Source organism: Marinobacter sp. CA1 (assembly GCF_020546665.1).
GTDB lineage: Bacteria > Pseudomonadota > Gammaproteobacteria > Pseudomonadales > Oleiphilaceae > Marinobacter > Marinobacter xestospongiae.
The window spans coordinates 759,831-780,515 of sequence record NZ_CP071785.1; the positions used below are offsets into that span (position 1 = coordinate 759,831).

The following is a 20,685-nucleotide window of genomic DNA, read 5'->3' on the forward strand; positions in this document are numbered from 1 at the left end:
CCGGCTAGTTGTCCCCGTCGTCCTGTTTATTCTGGAAGATGGTCATGCCCTTGAGCAGGTTGAGCGCTGAGCGCAGCTGGAAATCCCGCTCCATGTGGGATTCGTTGGCATCGCTGTTCTGGTCCTGCTGCTTTCGCTGCTCACTGTTGAGCTCGTCTTCACCGTCGCCGTTTTCCAGGTGGCCGCTAAGATCGGCCTCGGTGAAGAACGGCTGGCCCTCGAACTCGGTGAAGCGGGCCGGCCGCACCTCGATGTCGGGAGTGATGCCGCGGGCCTGGATGGAGCGGCCATCCGGCGTGAAGTAGCGGGCGGTGGTCATCTTGATGGCGTGGGTCTCATCCAGCGGAATGACCGTCTGCACCGAGCCCTTGCCGAAGGACTGGGTGCCCATGACAACCGCACGATGATGATCCTGCAGCGCGCCGGCGAGGATCTCCGAGGCGGACGCCGAGCCGCCGTTGATCAGCACCACGATGGGGGTGTCGGCAATGATATCGCCCGGGGTGGCGCTGAAGCGCAGTCGTGAGCTCTGGATGCGGCCTTCGGTATAGACGATCAGGCCTTCGTCCAGCAGGGCGTCTGCCGCACCCACCGCCGCCTGCAATACACCGCCGGGGTTGTTGCGAACGTCGATCACCAGACCGTCCAGCTGGCCGTCGCTGTCGTCGGCCAGGCTGCGGATGGCGTCGCGGAACTCATTGCCGGTTTCAGACTGGAACTGGGTGATGCGCACGTAACCGTAGCCGGGCTCCAGCAGTCGTGACTTGATGCTGGTGACCTTGATCACATCCCGCACCACATCGATCTCGATGGGGGCGTTCTCGGTTTCCCGCATGATGGTCAGGGACAGTGTGGTGCCGGGCTTGCCCCGCATCAGGTTCACGGCTTCCTCCAGTGACAGCCCCTTGACCGGCTGGTCACCCAGCTTGATGATCAGGTCGCCCGCCTGCACGCCGGCTTTCTGGGCCGGGGTGTCGTCGATGGGGGTGATAACCTTGATGAAGCCGTCTTCCATGCCCACTTCGATGCCCAGACCACCGAATTCACCGGAGGTGCTTTCTTCAAGTTCTTCGTATTCCTTTGGGGCCAGGTAGGTGGAGTGGGGGTCCAGGTCGGCGAGCATGCCCTTGATCGCGCTTTCCAGCAGCTGGCGATCATCCACCTCTTCCACGTAGGCCTCTTTGATGCGGCCAAACACCTCGGTGAACTTGCGCAGGTCTTCCAGCGGCAGTTGCTCTTCCGGGTCGGGCAGGCGGATCTGAACCTGCTGGCCGTTGGCGGTCCCTTCGAGGATCACCTCCTGGTCAGGTGCCTGTTCCTGGGCGGCGGTCAGACCGGGCAGGGTGGTGAGACAGATGGCTGTGGCCAATGCACGAAAAGCTGTTGTCTGGCGTGTACTTCTAACCGTTCCCATTCACCCGTCCTGTATACCTGATTGATTGGGGAGCCCTGAATTTTCCTGCTCGACAGTATGGCGTCCCGTGCCTGCTTTGTCAGCCCTGGCCGCCGGCATCCGTCCCGGCTGGTGGGCTCAGCGAGGTGCCAGCCAGCGACGGGGATTCTGCGGTGTGCCCTTGTGGCGGATCTCGAAGTACACCGCTGGCTGCTCGGTGCCGCCGCTCTGGCCGGCAATGGCGATGGCCTGGCCGGCCGCCACCCAGTCACCGGGGCTGGCTAGCAGGCTGCTGCTGTGGCCGTAGAGGCTCATGTAGCCGTCGCCATGATCGATGATGGTCATCAGCCCGAAGCCCCGCAGCCAGTTGGCGAACACCACGCGGCCATAGTGTACCGCCTTCACCTCGGTCTCGGCGTCAGTGATCAGCAGCAGGCCGTTGTGGCGCAGCCGGCCCTGGGCAAGCTGTTCGCCGAAGTTACGGCTGACCCGTCCGGCGGCAACCGGCCACGGCAGTTTAGCGCGCAGTGACCGGAAAGGTTGTGACTCGTTTGGCGCCGGGATGTTGGCAATGGCGGCCTCAACTTCCTTGAGCAGTTTCTCCAGCCGTACCCGGTCGGATTCCAGCTGTTCCCGCTCATTCTGGCGTTGGCTGATCTCGGTTCGCAGTCGGGCCAGGGTCTGTTGCCGTTCCGCCTTCCTGGTCTCCAGCTGTTGCTGGCGGCTGGCCACGTCCCGCTCCAGCCGGGCCAGTTCGGTCTGGGTCCGGTTGACCTCTTCGCGGGTCGTCTTGAGTGCCTGTAGGCTGGCGTTGAAGGCTTCCAGCCGGCGCACCGTGTCGGCGCTGAGGTACTCGTAGTAGGTCATGGTGCGGGCGACATTCTGGGGATCGATCTCATTCAGCAGGACCTTGATCGCCGGGGTGTCGCCCGCCATCCAGGCCGCGCGGATCTGCTGCTGGAGGCTGTCCCGCTGGCGCGCCAGGGAGGCGGTCAGTTCCTGCTCTTTCTCGCCCAGTTGCGCCAGTCGCGTTCGCTGATTGCCGATCTGGCGGCGCAGGTCGCGACGTTCCCGGGTCAGACGGCTGATGGTTTGCTCGGTGCTGACCAGCTGCTCTTCCAGATCGGAGCGGTCCTCGCGGGCGTCCTGGAGCCAGTCATCGATGTCTTCGATGCGTTCCTTGAGGGCTTCGATCTGAGCTGGTGACACGTCATCGTTAGCGGCCAGCACAGGGGCATTAATCAGGGTCAGGAGCAACAGCAGAGCCGTGCCCAGGCCCCGGGTTCCGCAGGTGCGAAAACCGGAGCCGGGTGAGGGGAGGCGGGTGCGCATCAGCGAGCGCAGGATGATGGCGAGATCAGTGCCGCTCGACCAGGCTGTGCCCGGTCATTTCGGCAGGCTGTTCCAGTCCCATCAGGTCCAGCAGTGACGGTGCGATGTCACTGAGGGCGCCATCGTCCTTCAGCGACAGTGACGCCGAGCCCAGGTAAACCAGCGGCACCGGACCAATGGTGTGAGCGGTATGGACCTGGCCGGAGTTGGGGTCGGTCATCTGCTCGCAGTTACCGTGGTCGGCGGTGACCAAAGCCTGGCCATCGACTTCCTCCAGCGCTTCGGCAATACGTCTGACGCACTGGTCAATGCATTCAGCGGCCTTGATGGCGGCTTCCAGATTGCCGGTATGGCCCACCATATCGCCGTTGGCGTAGTTGCACACCACCAGGTCGTACTTGCCGCTCTTGATGGCTTCCACCAGCTTGTCGGTGACTTCCGGTGCGCTCATTTCTGGCTGCAGGTCGTAAGTGGCTACCTTGGGGGAGGGCACCAGAATCCGGTCTTCGCCCTCGAACGGCGTTTCCAGGCCACCGTTGAAGAAGAAGGTGACGTGGGCGTACTTCTCGGTTTCGGCAATCCGCAGCTGGGTCTTGCCCTGCTGGGCCATGATCTCGCCGAGGCCGTTGACCAGTTTCTCCGGCGGGTAGGCACAGCTGGTGTCGATGTCGGCGGCGTATTCGGTCAGCATCACGAAGTCAGCCAGTTGCGGCCGCTTGCGACGCTCAAACCCTTCCAGCTCGGCTTCAACAAAAGCGCGGGTCATTTCGCGGGCGCGGTCGGCACGGAAGTTCATGAACAGCACCGTGTCGCCTTCATTGATGGTGGCTTCCGACTCGCCGGCGGCCTGGATGCGGGTGGCCTTGACGAACTCGTCGTTCTCACCACGCTCGTAGGCCTGCTCCAGGGCGGCAACCGGGCTGTCGGCAGTGAACTCCGCCTCGCCCAGGGTCATCAGGTTGTAGGCCGCCTCGATGCGATCCCAGCGATTATCCCGGTCCATGGCGAAGTAGCGCCCGATGATCGAGGCCACGCGGCCAACGCCGAGGGATTTCAGCTTGGCGGCTGCCTTTTCCAGCGACGGCTGGGCGCTGCGGGGGGGCATGTCGCGGCCATCCAGGAAGGCGTGAACGTAGACTTCCTTGGCACCCCGGCTGGCGGCCAGCTCGGCGGCGGCGAGGATATGATCTTCGTGGCTATGGACGCCGCCCGGGGACAGCAGTCCCATCAGGTGCACGGCACGACCGGCCGCTACGGCCTTATCGATGGCGGCACACAGCACCGGGTTGGTCTGGAAATCGCCGTCAGCGAGTTCCTTGTCGATACGGGTCAGGCTCTGGTACACCACGCGGCCGGCGCCCAGATTCATGTGACCGACTTCGGAGTTGCCCATCTGGCCCTGGGGCAGCCCCACAAACATGCCGGACGTGTTCACCAGGGTTTTGGGGCGCTGGTGCCAGACCTGGTCCCAGAACGGGGTATTGGCCTTGCTGATGGCGTTGTCTTCCGCCGGGTCTCGGTGTCCCCAGCCATCGAGGATAAGCAGTGCAGTGGGCTTGCGCGTCACAGTCATCACATCGTCCGGTTGAATTGCGGTGAAAAGAACTGCGGCGATTCTACCCGTTTTGCCGGGTGCAGGCTATGTGGGGCGCCTTCTGTCCCCGGGGAGGGGTGTGTATAATCGCGCCAAAATCACTGTTTGCAGGGTCAGTTCATGGACAGGTTGTTCGAGTTCGTTGTCAATCATTACATTCTGGTGTCGGTCTTCGTGGTGCTGTTGATTGCCCTGCTGACGCTGGAATCCCGCCGGGGTGGCCAGAAAGTATCGGCCCAGGCGGCGGTCAGCCTGATCAACCGGGACGAGGCCATTGTGCTGGATATCCGCGACCGCAAGGACTTTGGCGAAGGCCACATCACCGGGTCCCTGCACATTCCCCTCAGCAGCCTGAAAGAGCGTGCCGGTGAACTCGACAAGCACAAGGGCAAACAGATTATTGTTGCGGACAAGATGGGGCAGCACGCCGCCATGGCGGTGAAGCAACTGGTCGCCGATGGCTATGAGAATGTGGTGCGTCTCAACGGCGGTATCGCCGACTGGAAAGCCAGCAACCTGCCGCTGGTCAAGAAGTGATGGTCGCCGGGTGACTCCGGTCACCGTCGGGGCCTTGAATTGCCGCGCGATCTGCCGCACTGTCTTACCACAGCACGCAGAACCAGAGAGCTCTGGGCCTGCCGCTCATAACCGAATGATAACCGGGCGCATGCCCATCAAGAGATCGAAAAGGATTCACTATGGCTGACAATCAGCAGGCCGCCGCCGGCAACGAAAACCAACCTCAGTTCGCACTGCAGCGTATCTACGTCAAGGACCTGTCTTTCGAGTCTCCGAACTCTCCGGATGTGTTTCAGGAGCAGTGGAAGCCGCAGGTCAGCCTGGACCTCAACACGTCCCACAGCAAGCTGAGTGACAACCAGTTCGAAGTCGTGCTGTCTCTTACTGTCACCGCCAAAGTGGGCGAGAAAGTGGCTTACATCGTCGAAATTCAGCAGGGCGGTGTGTTCATGGTTCAGGGCATTGAAGGTCCGCAACTGGGCCAGATGCTGGGTGCGTACTGCCCCAATATCCTGTTCCCCTACGCCCGTGAAGCCATCGACGGAGTCGTCAACAAGGGCAGCTTCCCGGCCCTGATGCTGGCGCCGGTCAACTTTGACGCCATCTACGCCCAGGCCCTCAAGCGTCAGCAGGACGAAGCCAAAGGCGAAGCGGCCGAAGAAGGCTCCGCGCACTGATCGCCTGATCGGAGGCCCCCCGGGCCTCTTGATCCTCCCCGGCGTGGCCTCTCGATGGGCGCGCCGGCCCTCCCGCCCAAGCTGTTTATCCATTTCTTCTCGCCAGCGTTTCCCCAGCGCCTTGCCGATGTTTCGAGCGCCCTGCCAGGGCACAACCATCTGGCATCACTGAAAGCCGGTTTTTGAACACTGTCACAACGATGGCCGCCTGGCCCGATCGGCCGTCACCCTCTGCCCGGTATGTCGCATCTCTCATTGACTTGGAGCTAAAAATAAAAAAGAATCACTCTCATTAGCGTTAGCTCTAAGGTTTAAAATGATCCCTCTCACACTCCGGTCTTCCTTTTCGTCCTGCTCACTGTCCGGTTCCCTGCTGCTGACTCTGGCTCTGTCCGGTGTCGTGACGCCCGCTATGGCGGCCAACGAAGAGCAGTCGCACTACCTTGATGAGATTGTAGTCACCGGTACCCGCTCGGCCCGCACTGTCAGCGACACGCCTGTGCGCACCGAAGTGGTGACCCGGCGGGAACTGGAGAAGACCCACGCCCGCTCGGTGGCCGATGCCCTGGAGGATGTACCGGGCCTGCTGCTGCGCAACATTCACGGCAAGGCCGGGCAGGAAGTCTGGTTGCAGGGCATCAACGCCGATCGCGTACTGGTGCTGATTGATGGCATGCCGATGACTGCAACCACCGGGTCGTCGGTGGATGTCAGTCAGCTGGCCATTCTCGATGTTGAACGTATCGAAGTGGTCAAGGGCGCGGTTTCGGCGCAGTACGGCAGTGCCGCCATGGGCGGGGTGATCAATGTCATTACCCGTCAGGTGGAGCCGGGACTGGCGGGCGAGCTGACGATGGATGTCGGCAGCTATGGTGACCAGAACCCCAGCGGCGATCACTGGGATGTGGGCCGCCACAGCCTCCGTGGCGGTGTCGATCTTGGTAATGACCAGTGGCGGCTGCGGGTGTCCGGTTCCAGCCAGGAGTCCGACGGTATCGATCCGCAGCCGGATACCTGGCAGCGGCCGGGGGATGAGTACGAACGTAACCAGTTCAACTCCCGGCTGACCTGGTTGCCACAGGCTGGCCAGGAGGTCTTTGCCGAGGTTGGCGGGTTCGAGGAACAGGCGGCCTCGCGGTTTGTTCAGGCTCGCCCCGGCGGGCTCACCGAGAATCACATCAAGGACGAGTCGGTAGAACGGGTGCGGCTGGGCTCGGGTGGCCACCATCAGTTGTCGGAGCGCCAGCAGCTGCACTGGAATCTGTTGCATGAAACCCTGACCGATGACACCGAGAAGTCCGATGCCGCCAGTCGCTACGATTTCCGCAGCGCGGACCTGACCCTGTCCCAGCTGTCTGCCCACACCGTACTGGCCGCGACCGGGTTTCATACCCTGATGGTGGGGGCCGATTACCGTCACGAATCGCTGGAACAGACCAAGGATGGCGTCTCTGAGCTGTTCGGCGACGACCGTGCCAGCCGCAGCAGTCGGGAGCTGTGGCTGCAGGACACCTGGATGCCCAGTGATCGCTGGGAGTGGGTGGTGGGCCTGCGGGGCCAGTACGACTCCGATTTTGGCGACCACTTTGCCCCCAAGCTCAACCTGCGTTACGACCTGGCGCCGGGGAGCGACGTCAACCACTACATCCGCGCCAGTTGGGGTGGCGGCTACCGGGTGCCGAACCTCAAGGAACGCCACTACCTGTTTGATCACAGTCAGCTGGGTTACGTGGTGGTGGGTCAGCCGGAACTGCGGCCGGAGTCTTCCGAGAGCGTCCAGCTGGGGTGGGGCATAAATGTGCGCCAGCAGGGCTGGTTGGAGGTCAATGCCTTTCTCAACAACATCGAAGAGCTGATCCAGACCGAGTTTGATGCCATGGCCACCACCGAGCGGGGCGATGGCGTGGCGGTCTACACCTATCGCAATGTCGCCAAGGCCCGCACCCGCGGTATCGAAACCACCGCCGGCTGGCAGCTCGCTCCCGGCTGGGAACTGACCGCGGGCTATACCTACACCGAGGCCGAAGACCGCTCCGGCGGCGTCGACCTGACCCGCCGCCCGGAACACCAGGGCCGGGTGGCGCTCGATGGCCGTACCGGCATTCCCGGCATGTCCTGGTCCACCCGTATCCGCAGCCAGAGTTCGGAAGTGGTGGACGCCAGTTTCGGCCGCACCTCGCCAGGCTTCACGACGGTCGACCTGAAGCTCAATCAACGTCTCGGGGACAACCTGAAGCTGTTTGCTGGCGTCGACAACCTCACCGACCGCCAGCGCGACTTCGACAACCAGAACGATTTTGGCCCGGTGGCGGGGCGCTTCATCTACGGCGGCCTGACACTGAAGTTTGCCCGCTGATGACTCGACACGCTGGTGAAACCCCAGTGGCAACCCATTGAAAAAATGAAAACCAACCCTTCACGCTTGATAACAGAAAAGGACAGATCCATGGCACAGACACGCTGGATGATTGGAATGGCCCTGACCACCACACTCCTGACCGGGTGCGGCGGCAGCAGCGACAACAAGATCGACGACAACCCCGATAACGGTGGTTCCGACAATGGCGGTGACGGCATCACCCGCATGGTGGTCGATGCCTCCAGCAGTGACACCATGGCCTACCTCAATCTGGCGTCTGGCGAGGTACTGAACCTGACCGCCGCCCAGGCCGCCGAGTCCGATGACTGGCACCTGGGCCTGCGCCGCTACAACATCCAGCTCAATGGCGGTGCGTCCGGGCCGGGCGCCGTGGTCGGCGTGGTCGGTGATGATCAGGCGGACTTCTATGATGACAGTGGCGAGCCAGTGGCCAACGTGTTCCTCAACGCCACCCCGGATTCCGAACTGGAGCACCTGAAAGACACCTTTACCGCGCCCGCCCGCTGGAGCCAGGACTCTGTTGTCAGTGGTCTCGGCGAAGCCTGGTACAACTACGACCACAGCAACGGCAACATGTCGGCCAACAGCGACAACGGCTATCTGCTGCGCTCCGGCGAAGGCGACAGCTACGCCCGTCTGCGGGCCACCGAGTTCACCTTCCCCACCCGCACCGGGCAGGGCATTACCAGCTTTGAGTTCAGCTTTGACGTCCAGCCCGCCGGTACCGAGCAGTTCACCGGCACCGCCACCTTTACCGGATCGATTCCGCCGGAAGGCGGTGAGCGCTGCTTCGATTTCGACAGCAATGCCACCGTCGACTGCGCCAGCTCCGAGAACTGGGATCTGGTCCTTGGCTTTGCCGATCGCAGTCTCTACCTGCGAACCAACAGTGGCCCTTCCGGCAATGGGGACGGCGGCGCCTTTGGCCCGATGACCTGGAGCGATCTGTCCGATTACACCAGCGCCACCACCGATCCCGGTGGCAATTCACTGGCCAGCCATTTCAACGCCGATTCCACCGGCGGGGTGTTTGTGGATCATGGCTGGTACGCCTACAACCTGAGCGAACAGCACCAGCTCTGGCCCAACTACCGGGTCTACCTGATCGATACCGACCGCAACGATGACGCCTCGCCGGTCTACGCCGTGCAGCTGATCGGCTACTACGGTGACGACGGCGAAAGCGGTCAGCCGGTGCTGCGCTGGCGTGAAGTCACCCTGACCGAAGCAGCGGAGTAACAGCATGGCTGCGATGGATACCATTTCAGAAGTGCCACAGGCGCCGATTGATAACTCGTTGGCCCAACGCTGGCAGGCGTTGCTGGCGGAACAGCCCAATCTGCGGATTCGCAACGCCGCCCGCGAGCTGGGGGTGAGTGAACTGGAGCTGCTGCTGTGCCGTGAAGCCGGTTCGGTCACTCCGTTAGTGGCCGATTTTGGCGGCCTGCTCAAGGCGATGGACCCGGTTGGGGAGGTGATGATCCTCAGTCGCAACGAGCAGGTTGTCCATGAAGTAACCGCCGCCTTCCACGAATTCAAGGTGGGTGGCTCCGGGGCCATGGGGCTGGCCGTGGGGGACATCGATGTGCGGGTGTTCTTCAATAACTGGTACTACGGCTACCGGGTGCTGGAATCCGGACGCGGTGGCACCCGCGAGAGCCTGCAGTTTTTCGATGGTCATGGTCGGGCGGTGCACAAGATCTACCGCACCGATGGCACCGATGCCGAAGCCTGGGAGGCGCTGGTAGCGAGCTTTCAGGCCGACGCTGATACCGTACCGGCGCTGGCTCCGGTACTGAATCCGGCACCAGCGCCCCAGCCCCGAACCCCGGTCGCCGAGGTTGAGCTGGCACCGTTACAGGCTGACTGGGCCGCGCTCAAGGACGTCCACCACTTCCACGCCATGCTCAAGCGCAACAAGGTGGACCGGCTGACGGCGGTAGAGCTGATGGGGCCGGACTGGTGCCGACAGCTGCAGACCCAGCCCGAACTGGCACCATCGCCGCTGGATCTGTTGTTGCACCAGGTGCAGCGCAGTGAATGCCCGGTGATGGTGTTTGTGGGCAATCCCGGCATCGTGCAGATCTTTACCGGCACCGTCAGCAATCTACGCCGCACCGGACCGTGGATGAACGTGCTGGACCCTGGCTTCAACCTGCATGCCAACACCGACGGTATCACCGCCTGGTGGGTGACCCGGCGCCCCTCCACCGACGGCACCATCACCTCGGTGGAAGGCTACAACGCCGACGGCGAGCTGGTGATCACCGTGTTTGGCAAGCGCAAACCCGGGCAGGCGGAATCGGAAGCCTGGCGGGCGGAAGTGCGGGCTCTGGAGGAGGCGTTATGCGTACAACCCTGCTGGCTGCTCTGACGCTGCTGACATCGGTGGCCCAGGCGGCAGACCCGGCATCCGATCTTCGGGTTGTCAGTGCCAACGGTGCCATCACCGAAACCATCTACGCCCTGGGGGGCGAAGAGGCTCTGGTAGCGGTAGACACCACCAGTGTCTATCCGGCAGAGGCCCGCCGCCTGCCCAAGGTTGGCTATCTGCGGGCGCTGCCATTTGAAGGCGTGCTGTCGCTGCAGCCGGATCGGCTGATCACCACCGTGGAGGCCCAGCCGAAACAGACCCTGGAGCGTCTGGCGGCCGCCGGCGTGGAGGTGGAACAGCTGCCGCTGGCCCGTTCGCCCGAGGCCACCATGGCGCGGGTCACCCGGGTGGGTGAGCTGATTGGCAAACAGGCGGAGGCGGCCGCGCTGGTGGCGGAAATGGCCGATGACTTCGCCGCACTTGCCAAGGACGTTGAGGCCCGGGGCTGGCGGCCGAGGGTGCTGCTGATCATGTCTGCCGGTAACCATGGCGTGGTGTTTGGTGGCGCCGACACCGGGGCTGATGCCTTTATCCGGAGTCTGGGCGCCGACAACGCCGTGGCGACAGTGACGGGCTACAAGCCGGCAAGCCGGGAGGCAATCATCAGTGCCAACCCCGATGCGATCATCATCGCCGAAGCGACCCCGGGCCAGTTCCGGATTGAGGACTGGCCGGAACTGGCGCAGCTGCCGGCCTGGATCAACGGCCATCATTACACCGGCGACAGCATGTTCCTGCTGGGGTATGGCCCGCGCCTGGCGGACGCGCTGGCAGAGGTAAACGAGATCCTGCCGAGTCAGCCCGTGTCGGGCCATGACGACTGAGGCAACGGTCAAGCGCCTGCCGCCGGCGCCGGTGTATGCCGCGCTGTTGCTGCTGTCACTGGCGGTGGCGCTGCTGTCACTGACCAGTGGTGCCTACCCGCTGCCAGCCAGGCAGGTACTGGCATTGCTGGCAAACAGCAATGCCGGTGGCACCGCGGCACAGATGGTGCTGTTCGATATTCGTATGCCGCGGCTGCTGCTGGGGTTCCTGACCGGGGCGGTGCTGGCGGTGTCCGGCGCAATCCTGCAGGGGCTGTTTCGCAACCCGTTGGCGGACCCGGTGTTGATCGGGGTGTCCGGTGGCGCGGCGATGGCCGCGGTGGCGGTGATTGTGCTGGGCAGCACCTGGCTGTCGGGCTGGACCCTGTTCGCAGGTCGCTGGGCGATCCCGGTGGCCGCGTTCCTGGGGGCCACCGGCACCACGCTGCTGGCCTGGCGCATTGCCAGCCGCTCCGGCCAGGTCTCGGTGGCCACCCTGCTGCTGGCGGGGATCGCCATCAACGCCATCGCCGCCGCGATCACCGGGTTGCTGACCTTCCATGCCGACGACGGTGAGCTCCGCTCCCTGACCTTCTGGAACATGGGCAGCCTGGGGCAGGCGCGCTGGGACGACCTGGTGGTGGCAGGGCCGTGGATGCTGCTGGCACTGGTGCTGGCGCCCTGGCTGGCAAGACCGCTGGACGCCTTCACCATGGGCGAGGCGGTTGCCGGCCACCTGGGCTATTCAGTGGTGTGGATCAAGCGCGGCGCGATCCTGCTGGTGGCCCTGGGTGCGGGAGCGGCAGTGGCGGTGACCGGGCTGATCGGCTTTGTGGGCCTGGTGGTGCCGCATCTGCTGCGGCAACTGGTGGGCGCCGGCCATCGCCTGCTGCTGCCAGGCTCCGCCCTCGCCGGGGGCGCGTTGCTGGTGGGGGCGGACTGCATTGCGCGGGTGATCGTGGCGCCGGCGGAGTTGCCCATCGGGCTGATGATGGCGCTGCTGGGCGGCCCGTTCTTTCTGTTTCTGTTGATGCGAATGAGGGTGAGCTGATGGTGTTCGATGTAGGCCGGGTCTTGCAGATTGACGACGTCAGCCTTAGTTTGGGTGGCAAGACCATACTGAGCCAGGCGTCGCTGTCCCTGCAGCGGGGAGAGCTTCTGGCGCTGCTGGGTCCCAACGGCGCGGGTAAATCCTCATTGCTGAAAGTCGCCTCCGGCGATCTGGAGCTGCAGAGTGGACGGGTGCACATCGCCGGCAAGCGCCTGCAGGTCTGGCGTCGGCCTGAGCTGGCACGGCACCGGGCGGTGATGCCTCAGCGGGTGGAGGTAAACTTTCCGTTCACCGCCCGCGAGATTGTTGCCCTCGGTTGTTCCCGTGGCAGTCCGGAAGAGCGCGATGAGCTGATCGAGCATTTGCTAAGGCGACTGGAGGTGGCGGCGCTGGCGGACCGGCTGATTTCAACCCTGTCCGGCGGTGAGCAGCAGCGGGTGCAGCTGGCGCGGGTACTGGCCCAGCTCTGGCACAGTTCCGGGCCCCGGTTGCTGCTGCTGGACGAATGCACCTCCGCCCTCGATCCGGCCCAGCAACAGCTGGTGTTCGGATTGCTGCGGGAGCTGGCGAGTGACCAGGGCTACGCCATCCTGGCGGTGGTGCACGATCTCAACCTGGCGGCCGCCTACGCCGATCGTCTGGTGGTGATGTCCCGGGGGCAAACACGGATAGATGGCTGCCCCGGGGACGTCCTCACGCCAGCCATGCTGGAGCGGGTCTACGGATTGCGGGCCCGGGTGGAGCAGTTGCCTGAGGGCTACCCCATGGTGGTGCCCCTGGGGACCTCGGGGGCGTCGTTCGCGCCCATGGCTGCCGCCATGGGTGCAGGTTAGTTACCCGGGCGCTTCAACGTCTTCCTCGGCAAGTCGCTCTCAAGCACCTCCGGCAAAGCCCAGCTGGCGCCAGGCTTCGTAAACCACCAGTGCGGCGGTGTTGGACAGGTTGAGGCTGCGGCTGTCCGCCCTCATTGGCACCCGCAGCCGCCGGTCTTCCGCCAGACCCTCGCGGACCGCCGCGGGCAGTCCGCGGGTTTCGGGGCCGAACATCAGGTAGTCACCGTCTTCGTAGTGAACCTCATGGTAACCGCGCTGTCCCCGCGTGGTGAGGCCAAACAGTCGCCGCGGCTGTTCCCGTTCCAGAAAGCTGGCGTAGTCCGGGTGCACCCGGACTGAGGCGTACTCCCGGTAATCCAGTCCCGCCCGGCGCATTTGCTTGTCCTCCAGGCTGAAGCCCAGCGGCTCGATCAGATGCAGCTGGCAGCCGGTGTTGGCGCAGAGCCGGATGATGTTGCCGGTGTTCGGCGGTATCTCCGGCTCGTACAGCACCACATTGAGCAGGGCCATTACCGCTCAACAGCGAGGGCCACGCCCATACCGCCACCAATGCACAGGGTTGCCAGGCCCTTGTGGGCATCGCGCCGCACCATTTCGTGAATCAGGGTGACCAGTACCCGGCAGCCGGAGGCGCCGATGGGGTGGCCCAGCGCAATCGCACCACCGTTCACGTTGACCTTGTCGGTATCCCAGCCCAGATCCCGGTTGACGGAGATAGCCTGGGCGGCAAAGGCCTCGTTGGCCTCCACCAGGTCCAGATCGTCCACTGACCAGCCGGCCCGCTCCAGACAGCGACGGCTGGCAGGAATCGGGCCGGTGCCCATGATGGTGGGGTCGACGCCGGCACTGGCGTGGGCGCGAATGGTCACCAGCTGCGTCAGGCCCAGGGCCTGGGCTTTCTCGGCACTGCACACCATCACCGCCGCGGCGCCGTCGTTGAGTGAGGAGGCGTTGCCGGCGGTCACGGTGCCGTCCTTGCGGAATGCCGGGCGCAGCTTGGCGAGGCCATCGGCGCTGACGCCATCACGGGGGCATTCGTCCTGATCCACCACCACCGGGTCGCCTTTGCGCTGGGGAATGCTCACCGGCACGATCTGGCCGCTGAAATGACCCGCCTGCTGGGCTGCTACGGCTTTCTGCTGGGAGGCGGCGGCAAAGGCGTCCTGCTCCTCGCGGCTGATGTCGTACTTGTCGACGATGTTCTCCGCGGTGATGCCCATGTGGTAGTCGTTGAAGGCATCCCAGAGGCCGTCGTGCACCATGGTGTCGATCATGGTCCAGTTGCCCATGCGCTGGCCGTTACGGCTGTTGGGCACCACGTGGGGAGACTGGCTCATGCTTTCCTGGCCACCGGCAATGATCATGTCGGCATCGCCGCAGCGGATGGCCTGCACCGCCATATGGACCGCTTTCAGCCCGGAGCCACACACCTTGTTGATGGTGATGGCGGGAACCGAGGCCGGCAGGCCGGCGTGGATGGCAGCCTGGCGAGCCGGGTTCTGGCCACTGCCAGCGGTGAGCACCTGGCCCAGCACCACCTCGTTGACCTGCTCGGGGGCCACGCCGGTTTCCTCCAGCAGGTTGCGGATCACCGCGGCACCGAGCTGGTCGGCCCGCAGGCTGGACAGGCCACCACCGAAGCTTCCGATGGCGGTACGTTTGGCGGCAACAATGACTACGTCACGCATGGCAATTCTCCTGATTGATTGGGCGGTCCGGCGTTATGGTATGCGGCGTTTATGGTGCGGACCTCAGAAAGTCGTTCATTGTACCTGCTAGCCGGTGTGAGCTACAGGCTCAGGCTGCGGCCGCCATCGACGGACAGGATCTGCCCGGTCACGAAGGGCGCGTCGCACAGCAGATAGGCCACCGCACCGGCGATGTCCTCCGGTGTCCCCGTCCGGCCCAGCGGGGTCTGGCGGAGGATGCCCTGGCGGTAGTCGCCGTCATCGTTGTCGTCGTTAGGACGGTAACCATCGTCCTGGTCCGGCCACAGGATCGCGCCGGGGGAGACCCCGTTCACCCGAATCGCCGGGCCCAGGTCGTTGGCCCAGCTGCGGGTCAGGGCCGCCAGGCCGGCCTTGCTGGCGCAGTAGAGCGGGTGATCCGCCAGTGGCCGCTCGCTGTAGATGTCGATCAGGTTGATCACCGCGCCCTGGGTTGCCGTGAGTGCCGCCTGGCAGCCCTGCAGCAGAAAATATGGCGCCCGCAGGTTGGTGTGTAACAGTCGCGACCAATCGTCGGCGCTGGTTTCGCCAACCGGGGTGGGGAAGAACTCCGACGCGTTGTTGATCAGAGCGTCCAGGCGCCCCCATTGGTCGACGGCCTGTTGCGCAAGTGCCTCAACCTGGTTGAGATCGGCAAGGTCCGCCGCCAGGGTGGTGGCGGAACCCTTTTGCTGCCGGTTCAGCTCCCGGGCCAGAGCGTCGGCCTGGGCGCGGCGGGAGCGACAGTGGATCAGCACCCGCCAGCCCCGCTGGTGCAGGTGGCGGGCCATGGTGGCGCCAAGCCGGTGGGCCGCGCCGGTGATGAGAACAACCGGTGATCTCTGGTCCTGCTGATGGGTCATGGTGGCTTCCTAGTGTCCCGTCTGGCTCATTCGTTGACTTACTGAGCCACTGACAACCCGAAGAGCTAGGCGTGCTGGTGACGGTTTGGTGGTTCCAAATCGAGACAGTACAACAACGCTATTCGGGTTGTCAGTGGCTCCCGAAGGGCTTGTCTCTGAGGGCTCTGAGCCTGTGTTGCCACTGTTTGATGTGGTACCACCACATCGGCACAGCGGCGCCTTGGTCAGAACCCTCAGAGACAAGCAGTAAGCCAACGAATGAGCCAGACGGGACACTAGTAAACGGCGTTCTGGGTTAACCGCTGGAGCCGCGCCAGCTTCTCCTTGCGGATGGCGTCTCCCAATGCCTTGCCCTGATGGCCCTCTGCCATCAGCGCCTGAGCATCCACCCGGGCGGTCAGGTCGCGGGCCTTACTCAGCCAGTCGGCCTGGTCGGCGGTCAGAGCGGCGTGGGTGCAGCGGCAGGTCTGCAGCAGGCGTTCAAAGCGGTCAGCTTTGCGCCAGGCATCGACGCGCTCCAGCCAGCCCAGTAGGGCCTCGGCGTCAGGTTGGTTGACGATACACGCGGCTTCCGGTCCCTGCCCGGCAACGAGTGCGGTCAGTTGGATACCGTCGTTGGGGGCCTTCAAGGCCTTGGCTCGGGCCTGGGCGATCCTGGCTGTCAGCGGCGACAGCAGGCCGGCGAGCCGCATCTCGGTGGTCGCGGCTGTGGGGGCCAGGCACCGGAGCGTGGCCATGGCCTGGTTGAATGTCTCAGCCGGGGCGAGTTCCGGTATCAGGACCTCGAGGGCGCCACAGTCCCTCAGGACCTGGAAGAATACCTCCGGGGCCTGTTCGTGCAGGGCCCGCTGGATCTCCTGCCAGACCCGCTCCGCGACCAGATGGGCCACCTCCCCATCGGCGGTCATCCTCGCCATCAGTGCCTGGGTCTCCTCCGCGACCGTAAAACCCAGCGGCGCGAAACGGGCGGCAAAGCGGGCGGTACGGAGGATGCGTAACGGGTCCTCACTGAACGCGGGCGAGACGTGACGAAGCCGTCTGGCTTTCAGGTCGGCCTGACCATTGAAGGGGTCCACCACCAGGCCTGCCTGATCCCGGGCCATGGCGTTGATGGTGAGGTCCCGGCGGATCAGGTCGTCTTCCAGGGTGACGTCCGGTGCGCTGTAGACGGTGAAGCCGTGGTAGCCTTGGCCCTGCTTGCGTTCGGTGCGGGCGAGGGCGTACTCCTCATGGCTGTCGGGGTGGAGGAACACCGGGAAGTCTGCGCCGACCTGTTTGAACCCCTTGGCCAGCATGTCTTCGGGGGTTGCGCCCACCACCACCCAGTCTCGGTCCTTGACCTGTAATTGCAGCAGGTCGTCGCGCACCGCGCCACCGACGAGGTAGATCTCCATAGTGCTCCTTAATTCTGCCCCTGACTTGGTGCTGCCGAGGTGTCTGGCCCGGGGGCTCGTAGCGGGAAACCCTGTTGGATGCAGCTCGGCTGTTGCGGGATTATGCCGAGCCAGGCTAGAAACGCCAACCCAGCTCAATCGCGCCGCCCTGCTCGGTATCGCTGAGCACGGCGGCGATATCCAGGCGGGCGCCGAAGGGGCTGAGGCCCAGGCCCAGGGTGAGCTGGCTGTCTTCCTCCACGCCGCGGTGCTGATCCTCTCCCGCCAGGTTGTGACGAAGCCCCAGGCGCACCTGGGCCAGCATCGCCACATCGAATTCCGCGCCCAGAGCCAGCCAGCGCTGGTCATCGCTGAAGCCAAAGCCCGGCTGCTCGGTGAGGTCGAGTTCTGCGGTCACCACGTGATAGACCCCACGATGGGCGAGGCCCGCGGTTACCTTGGGGTCCACCTCGAATGTCAGCCCACCGCGGCTTTGCAGGTCCATTGGCACCAGGTTGCGGATGGCCAGGCCGGCATTCCACTGTTGGCGTTCACCAAAGGTGTAGGCCGCACCCAGATCGAGGTTTAGCTGGCTGTCATCGGTACGGTTCTCATCACGATCGAAGTCGTCCTCGTCGAATTCGTCGACCCGTACGTCATACTCGAAGGTTTCCAGCCGCACCCATTTGGGGGTGACGCCCAGGGCCAGGTGGTGGTCTTCCGCCAGGCGAATGCTCCTGGCGAAGGCAACTCCGACTTCCGCGATCGAGGCGGCGAGGGTGCGCCCCCTGGATTGCAGGTCGTCGGAGATCGAAATCGCGGCCGCCGCGGCCAGTGGGTCGTCTTCCACCAGTTGCAGCAGCGCCAGGTCCTCGTCGCTGATATCGCCGCGCGCGGTGAAGCGAACGCTGGCGCGGCTGAACACGCCAACCGACAGCTCTGGTGAGGGCACCGCCAGGCTGAAGGCGAGTCCGGCATCCAGGCGGGCGGTATCCCGATCCAGTGCCCGGAGCTGATTGTCCAAGTCTTTGGCTGCGGCCTGGGCCTGCGGGATCTGTTGCTGGCGGGCGCTGTTTTCCAGCCGGTCAATGGTGTCCTGGACCCGGTCGATCTGGTCGACGACGTCTTCGTCATCCGCCAACTGGACGGTGAAGCTGGGGAGAATCAGGTCAACCTCATTACCGCGGGCATGGTAGCGGCTGGCCATCATGGCCGGGTTGGTCAGGTTGGCGGCAGCCGGCTGTGCCACCGCGACGCCCGTGCCCGCCATGGCGCTGGCGCGGGCGCCCGCGACCGGTGACGGTGCGGCCAGAGTGTGAGTGGTGGCGATCAGTACGCCAAGGCCGAGGGTCAGACGGCAGACAGTGTCCGAGGCAGGCACGGTGAACTCCAGTATCAGTTTGTCACGGCGATCAGCTCTCAGAGTACTCCTGTGCTGCCTGGACGTCACCGTCAGAGCCCGTCATCACTGCGTTTTGGTGAGCCCGGGCAGTAGGCGAGATGCGGGGAGGCCGGAAATATGTCCTTACATCCCTGCGCCCTATGTAGCCTTGCTGATTATTTGTGTTCAGATTGGTTGCCAAAGCTTACATTTTTCATAGGAAAAATTTGTTAACTGCTATTAAGTTTTTGGAAAGGTGTCCGATAGCCAATCATGACCCCAAACCATACAGGTGCTGACAAGAGTGTCCGCAAATGGAAGGTGGCCGTTGGCAGGGGGCAGCCCGGAATTGAGCATCACCAGGTATTGAGCCTGTGCGATGTGCTTGGGCAGCGCAGGAGGCAACGACGGAAGGATATGTTTTGACAAAGCTTTACGATCTTCCAGGTTATTGAAGAGTAAGCCGTAATTTGGCCATCAGTCTGATTTCAGGTGGGCCGATTCAGTGATCGGGAAGTGGGTTCATTAAGTTTTGTACATGGATGTCGTAAAACTCAGAGAGCGCTGGCGGTTCCGTTGATGAACTCTGCCAAGGGCGCAGCTCCTCTTCGGGAGCAGACAATTTGACTCGGGCCCTCTAACCAATGGGCATAAAACCTAAGGGGTTTTGGTATGACAAAGACAATCAGTAATGTGATGATGCGCAAGATCGGTTTGGGGGTTGTTGCTGGCGGTCTCGCCATCGGCGCGGGTTCCAGTTACGCCGCAGACTTTGGTGTGACTGCGGATGTTCAGAATACTCTGGAAGTGACTGTTGTCGCACCGATGAGCCTGGGTACACTGTTTGTAAACGCCACCGACGGCACCGGTATCGGTACGCTGGTACTGAACCCGGATGGTTCCTTTACCCCGGGCGAAACAGATCAGGTTATCACCAGCCTTGGCGGCCAAAGTGCGGCTCAGGCCTCGGTTGCAACGGATCAGAACTTTATTGTCAATGTACCTACTGCCGCTCTTGATGCTTCCACCTGGGCTGCGGCTGGCGACGTTGCGACAACATTGCTCGCTGCCGGTGCTGTCGAAGTGCGCCTCGGGGGCACCGCTGGTGACCCGAATGTTGCGCGACTCTACCTGGCCAACTTCACTGTGGGTGATATCACCGACGGTGTTGAGTCCGGTGGTCCTGCGGTTCCTGGTGCCCCGGTAACCATTGACCCGGACTTCGGCGCAACTGCCGTTACCTTCGGTATTGGTGCAGAGGTTTTCACTGATGACAGCGGTACACGTACCCAGTATGAAACCGGAACCTATGAGGGAACCTTTGAGGTCACAGCCGAATTCTAAGGCCTCGGGTGTGACGGGGCGGGGTTATCGCCACGCCACGTCGCTGACCCATCGACAGGAGGTGCCTCGTTGGCACCTCTTTTTTGTGGCTCTTTCTGCCTGGCTGCTGGCCCTGTCCCCGGTCCGGGCGGCCACCGAAATCGAAGAGCTGAGCGTTTTTGATTTTGGCACCATTGCCATCACCGGTAATGGCAGCGTATCGGTGCTGGAGTTTCCCCGCTCCGGCCGCAATCTCAATGTGATTGGTGACATCGTGGTGGTGGCGGTCGGTCAGCCCGGTCGTTATCGTCTTACGGGGTTTCCGCCCAACACCAATATTGATGTCGAAATCGATGACATCACCCTGTCTGCCGGAGGCACCGGCATACCCGAGCTACTTTCTGTTGGCAGCTACGATACCGGTTCGGTGCGTACCAACGAGCTTGGGGAAGTTGAGTTCCAGCTTGGCGCCAGCTTTAGCACCTCCGGCAATGGCGGTAGCTATGAAGATGCGCCCTACAGCGGCAATGCCCAGCTTCGGTTCCACTATTGGGAACCCAGCCTGAGTGACTACGTGACGGTCAGTGAGAACGTCACCTTTGCAGGTGAGGTGCGCAGTAGCTTTGAATTGACAGAAGCCGACCGGCTCAACTTTGGTGTGTTGTACGCGGTTGGCACACCGGATGATCAGGCCAGCCTGAGGCTGTTTCCTGATGGTCGTCGGGATGTGACCAACGCTGGCAACGCCCGTATTGTGTCGCTGACTCAGCCCACGCCCGGTGTGGTTGCGGTCAGTGGGGCTGCGCCCTTCCGGGAACTGGATATTACGGTATCAGCCACGGACGTGCTGCTCCGGCATACTCAGGCTCCTGCCGGTCCCCACTTCATCCTCAATGCGATGGCAACCCTGCCGGATCAGAGTGGCCGCACCGATGAATTTGGTGCCCTGGAAATTCGCGTTGGGGGCACCCTCAGTACCCAGATTACGGCGACCGAGGTCGTCTACCCAGCGGGTACTTACGAGGGGACCTATACCATCACCGTGTCCTACTGACCCTAACCAATGACTTGTGGAGAGCTCGT

General features: G+C 63.4%; 18 protein-coding genes. 10 read left to right on the forward strand and 8 right to left on the reverse strand.

The annotated features are described in order from the left end of the window. Window positions 1–4: 4 nt before the first annotated feature. From J2887_RS03535 to gpmM, 3 genes are all read right to left on the reverse strand, one after another. Window positions 5–1,414: a S41 family peptidase gene (locus tag J2887_RS03535; RefSeq protein WP_227174090.1), complete on the reverse strand. Its 1,410-nt coding sequence runs from the start codon at window positions 1,412–1,414 to the stop codon at window positions 5–7. 117 nt (window positions 1,415–1,531) lie between these two features. After that, window positions 1,532–2,635, reverse strand: a complete 1,104-nt coding sequence (locus tag J2887_RS03540) for a murein hydrolase activator EnvC family protein (protein WP_416381908.1) — start codon at window positions 2,633–2,635, stop codon at window positions 1,532–1,534. Window positions 2,636–2,750: 115 nt separating this feature from the next. After that, window positions 2,751–4,298 carry a 2,3-bisphosphoglycerate-independent phosphoglycerate mutase gene (gene gpmM / locus J2887_RS03545; RefSeq protein WP_227174092.1) on the reverse strand — a complete coding sequence of 516 codons (1,548 nt, stop codon included), beginning with the start codon at window positions 4,296–4,298 and terminating at the stop codon, window positions 2,751–2,753. A 141-nt stretch (window positions 4,299–4,439) separates the two neighbouring features. Here gpmM and J2887_RS03550 point away from each other — a divergent pair, with 141 nt between their 5' ends. From J2887_RS03550 to J2887_RS03585, 8 genes are all read left to right on the forward strand, one after another. Further along, window positions 4,440–4,856, forward strand: a complete 417-nt coding sequence (locus tag J2887_RS03550) for a rhodanese-like domain-containing protein (RefSeq protein ID WP_227174094.1) — start codon at window positions 4,440–4,442, stop codon at window positions 4,854–4,856. Between the two features lie 161 nt (window positions 4,857–5,017). Next, the gene (gene secB / locus J2887_RS03555; RefSeq protein WP_227174095.1) at window positions 5,018–5,515 is read left to right on the forward strand and encodes a protein-export chaperone SecB; all 498 of its coding nucleotides are present in this window, start codon (window positions 5,018–5,020) and stop codon (window positions 5,513–5,515) included. A gap of 316 nt (window positions 5,516–5,831) precedes the next feature. Next, entirely contained in the window at window positions 5,832–7,871 is a 2,040-nt protein-coding gene (locus tag J2887_RS03560) for a TonB-dependent receptor plug domain-containing protein (RefSeq protein ID WP_227174097.1), read from the forward strand. A 90-nt stretch (window positions 7,872–7,961) separates the two neighbouring features. After that, on the forward strand, window positions 7,962–9,134 hold the full coding sequence (locus J2887_RS03565; RefSeq protein ID WP_227174098.1) for an HmuY family protein: 1,173 nt from the start codon (window positions 7,962–7,964) through the stop codon (window positions 9,132–9,134). Window positions 9,135–9,138: 4 nt separating this feature from the next. After that, window positions 9,139–10,269: a hemin-degrading factor gene (locus tag J2887_RS03570; protein WP_227174099.1), complete on the forward strand. Its 1,131-nt coding sequence runs from the start codon at window positions 9,139–9,141 to the stop codon at window positions 10,267–10,269. Then, window positions 10,242–11,093 (forward strand): heme/hemin ABC transporter substrate-binding protein, encoded by an 852-nt coding sequence (locus J2887_RS03575; RefSeq protein WP_227174101.1) that lies wholly within the window; start codon window positions 10,242–10,244, stop codon window positions 11,091–11,093. Before J2887_RS03570 ends, J2887_RS03575 begins: the two co-directional genes overlap by 28 nt. Continuing rightward, entirely contained in the window at window positions 11,083–12,123 is a 1,041-nt protein-coding gene (locus J2887_RS03580; protein WP_227174103.1) for a FecCD family ABC transporter permease, read from the forward strand. Before J2887_RS03575 ends, J2887_RS03580 begins: the two co-directional genes overlap by 11 nt. Further along, window positions 12,123–12,956 (forward strand): heme ABC transporter ATP-binding protein, encoded by an 834-nt coding sequence (locus J2887_RS03585; RefSeq protein WP_227174104.1) that lies wholly within the window; start codon window positions 12,123–12,125, stop codon window positions 12,954–12,956. The genes J2887_RS03580 and J2887_RS03585 overlap by 1 nt, the downstream gene beginning before the upstream one ends. Window positions 12,957–12,995: 39 nt before the next feature. Here J2887_RS03585 and trmL read toward each other — a convergent pair whose 3' ends face one another. The 5 genes from trmL to traF all read right to left on the reverse strand — a co-directional run bounded on the left by trmL (window position 12,996) and on the right by traF (window position 18,279). Beyond that, on the reverse strand, window positions 12,996–13,460 hold the full coding sequence (trmL, locus tag J2887_RS03590; RefSeq protein WP_227176043.1) for a tRNA (uridine(34)/cytosine(34)/5-carboxymethylaminomethyluridine(34)-2'-O)-methyltransferase TrmL: 465 nt from the start codon (window positions 13,458–13,460) through the stop codon (window positions 12,996–12,998). A 5-nt stretch (window positions 13,461–13,465) separates the two neighbouring features. Then, on the reverse strand, window positions 13,466–14,644 hold the full coding sequence (locus J2887_RS03595) for an acetyl-CoA C-acetyltransferase (protein ID WP_227174106.1): 1,179 nt from the start codon (window positions 14,642–14,644) through the stop codon (window positions 13,466–13,468). A gap of 101 nt (window positions 14,645–14,745) precedes the next feature. Beyond that, on the reverse strand, window positions 14,746–15,525 hold the full coding sequence (locus J2887_RS03600; protein ID WP_227174108.1) for a pteridine reductase: 780 nt from the start codon (window positions 15,523–15,525) through the stop codon (window positions 14,746–14,748). A 275-nt stretch (window positions 15,526–15,800) separates the two neighbouring features. Next, the gene (locus tag J2887_RS03605; protein ID WP_227174110.1) at window positions 15,801–16,919 is read right to left on the reverse strand and encodes a multifunctional CCA tRNA nucleotidyl transferase/2'3'-cyclic phosphodiesterase/2'nucleotidase/phosphatase; all 1,119 of its coding nucleotides are present in this window, start codon (window positions 16,917–16,919) and stop codon (window positions 15,801–15,803) included. Between the two features lie 115 nt (window positions 16,920–17,034). Beyond that, a complete protein-coding gene (gene traF / locus J2887_RS03610; protein ID WP_227174112.1) occupies window positions 17,035–18,279 on the reverse strand; it encodes a conjugal transfer protein TraF in 1,245 nt (414 codons plus the stop codon). 696 nt (window positions 18,280–18,975) lie between these two features. Between traF and J2887_RS03615 the strand changes: the two genes are divergently transcribed. Together J2887_RS03615 and J2887_RS03620 are read left to right on the forward strand one after the other, a co-directional pair. Further along, window positions 18,976–19,623 carry a hypothetical protein gene (locus J2887_RS03615; protein ID WP_227174113.1) on the forward strand — a complete coding sequence of 216 codons (648 nt, stop codon included), beginning with the start codon at window positions 18,976–18,978 and terminating at the stop codon, window positions 19,621–19,623. A 10-nt stretch (window positions 19,624–19,633) separates the two neighbouring features. After that, window positions 19,634–20,656 (forward strand): DUF4402 domain-containing protein, encoded by a 1,023-nt coding sequence (locus J2887_RS03620; RefSeq protein WP_227174114.1) that lies wholly within the window; start codon window positions 19,634–19,636, stop codon window positions 20,654–20,656. The last annotated feature ends 29 nt before the right edge of the window (window positions 20,657–20,685 follow it).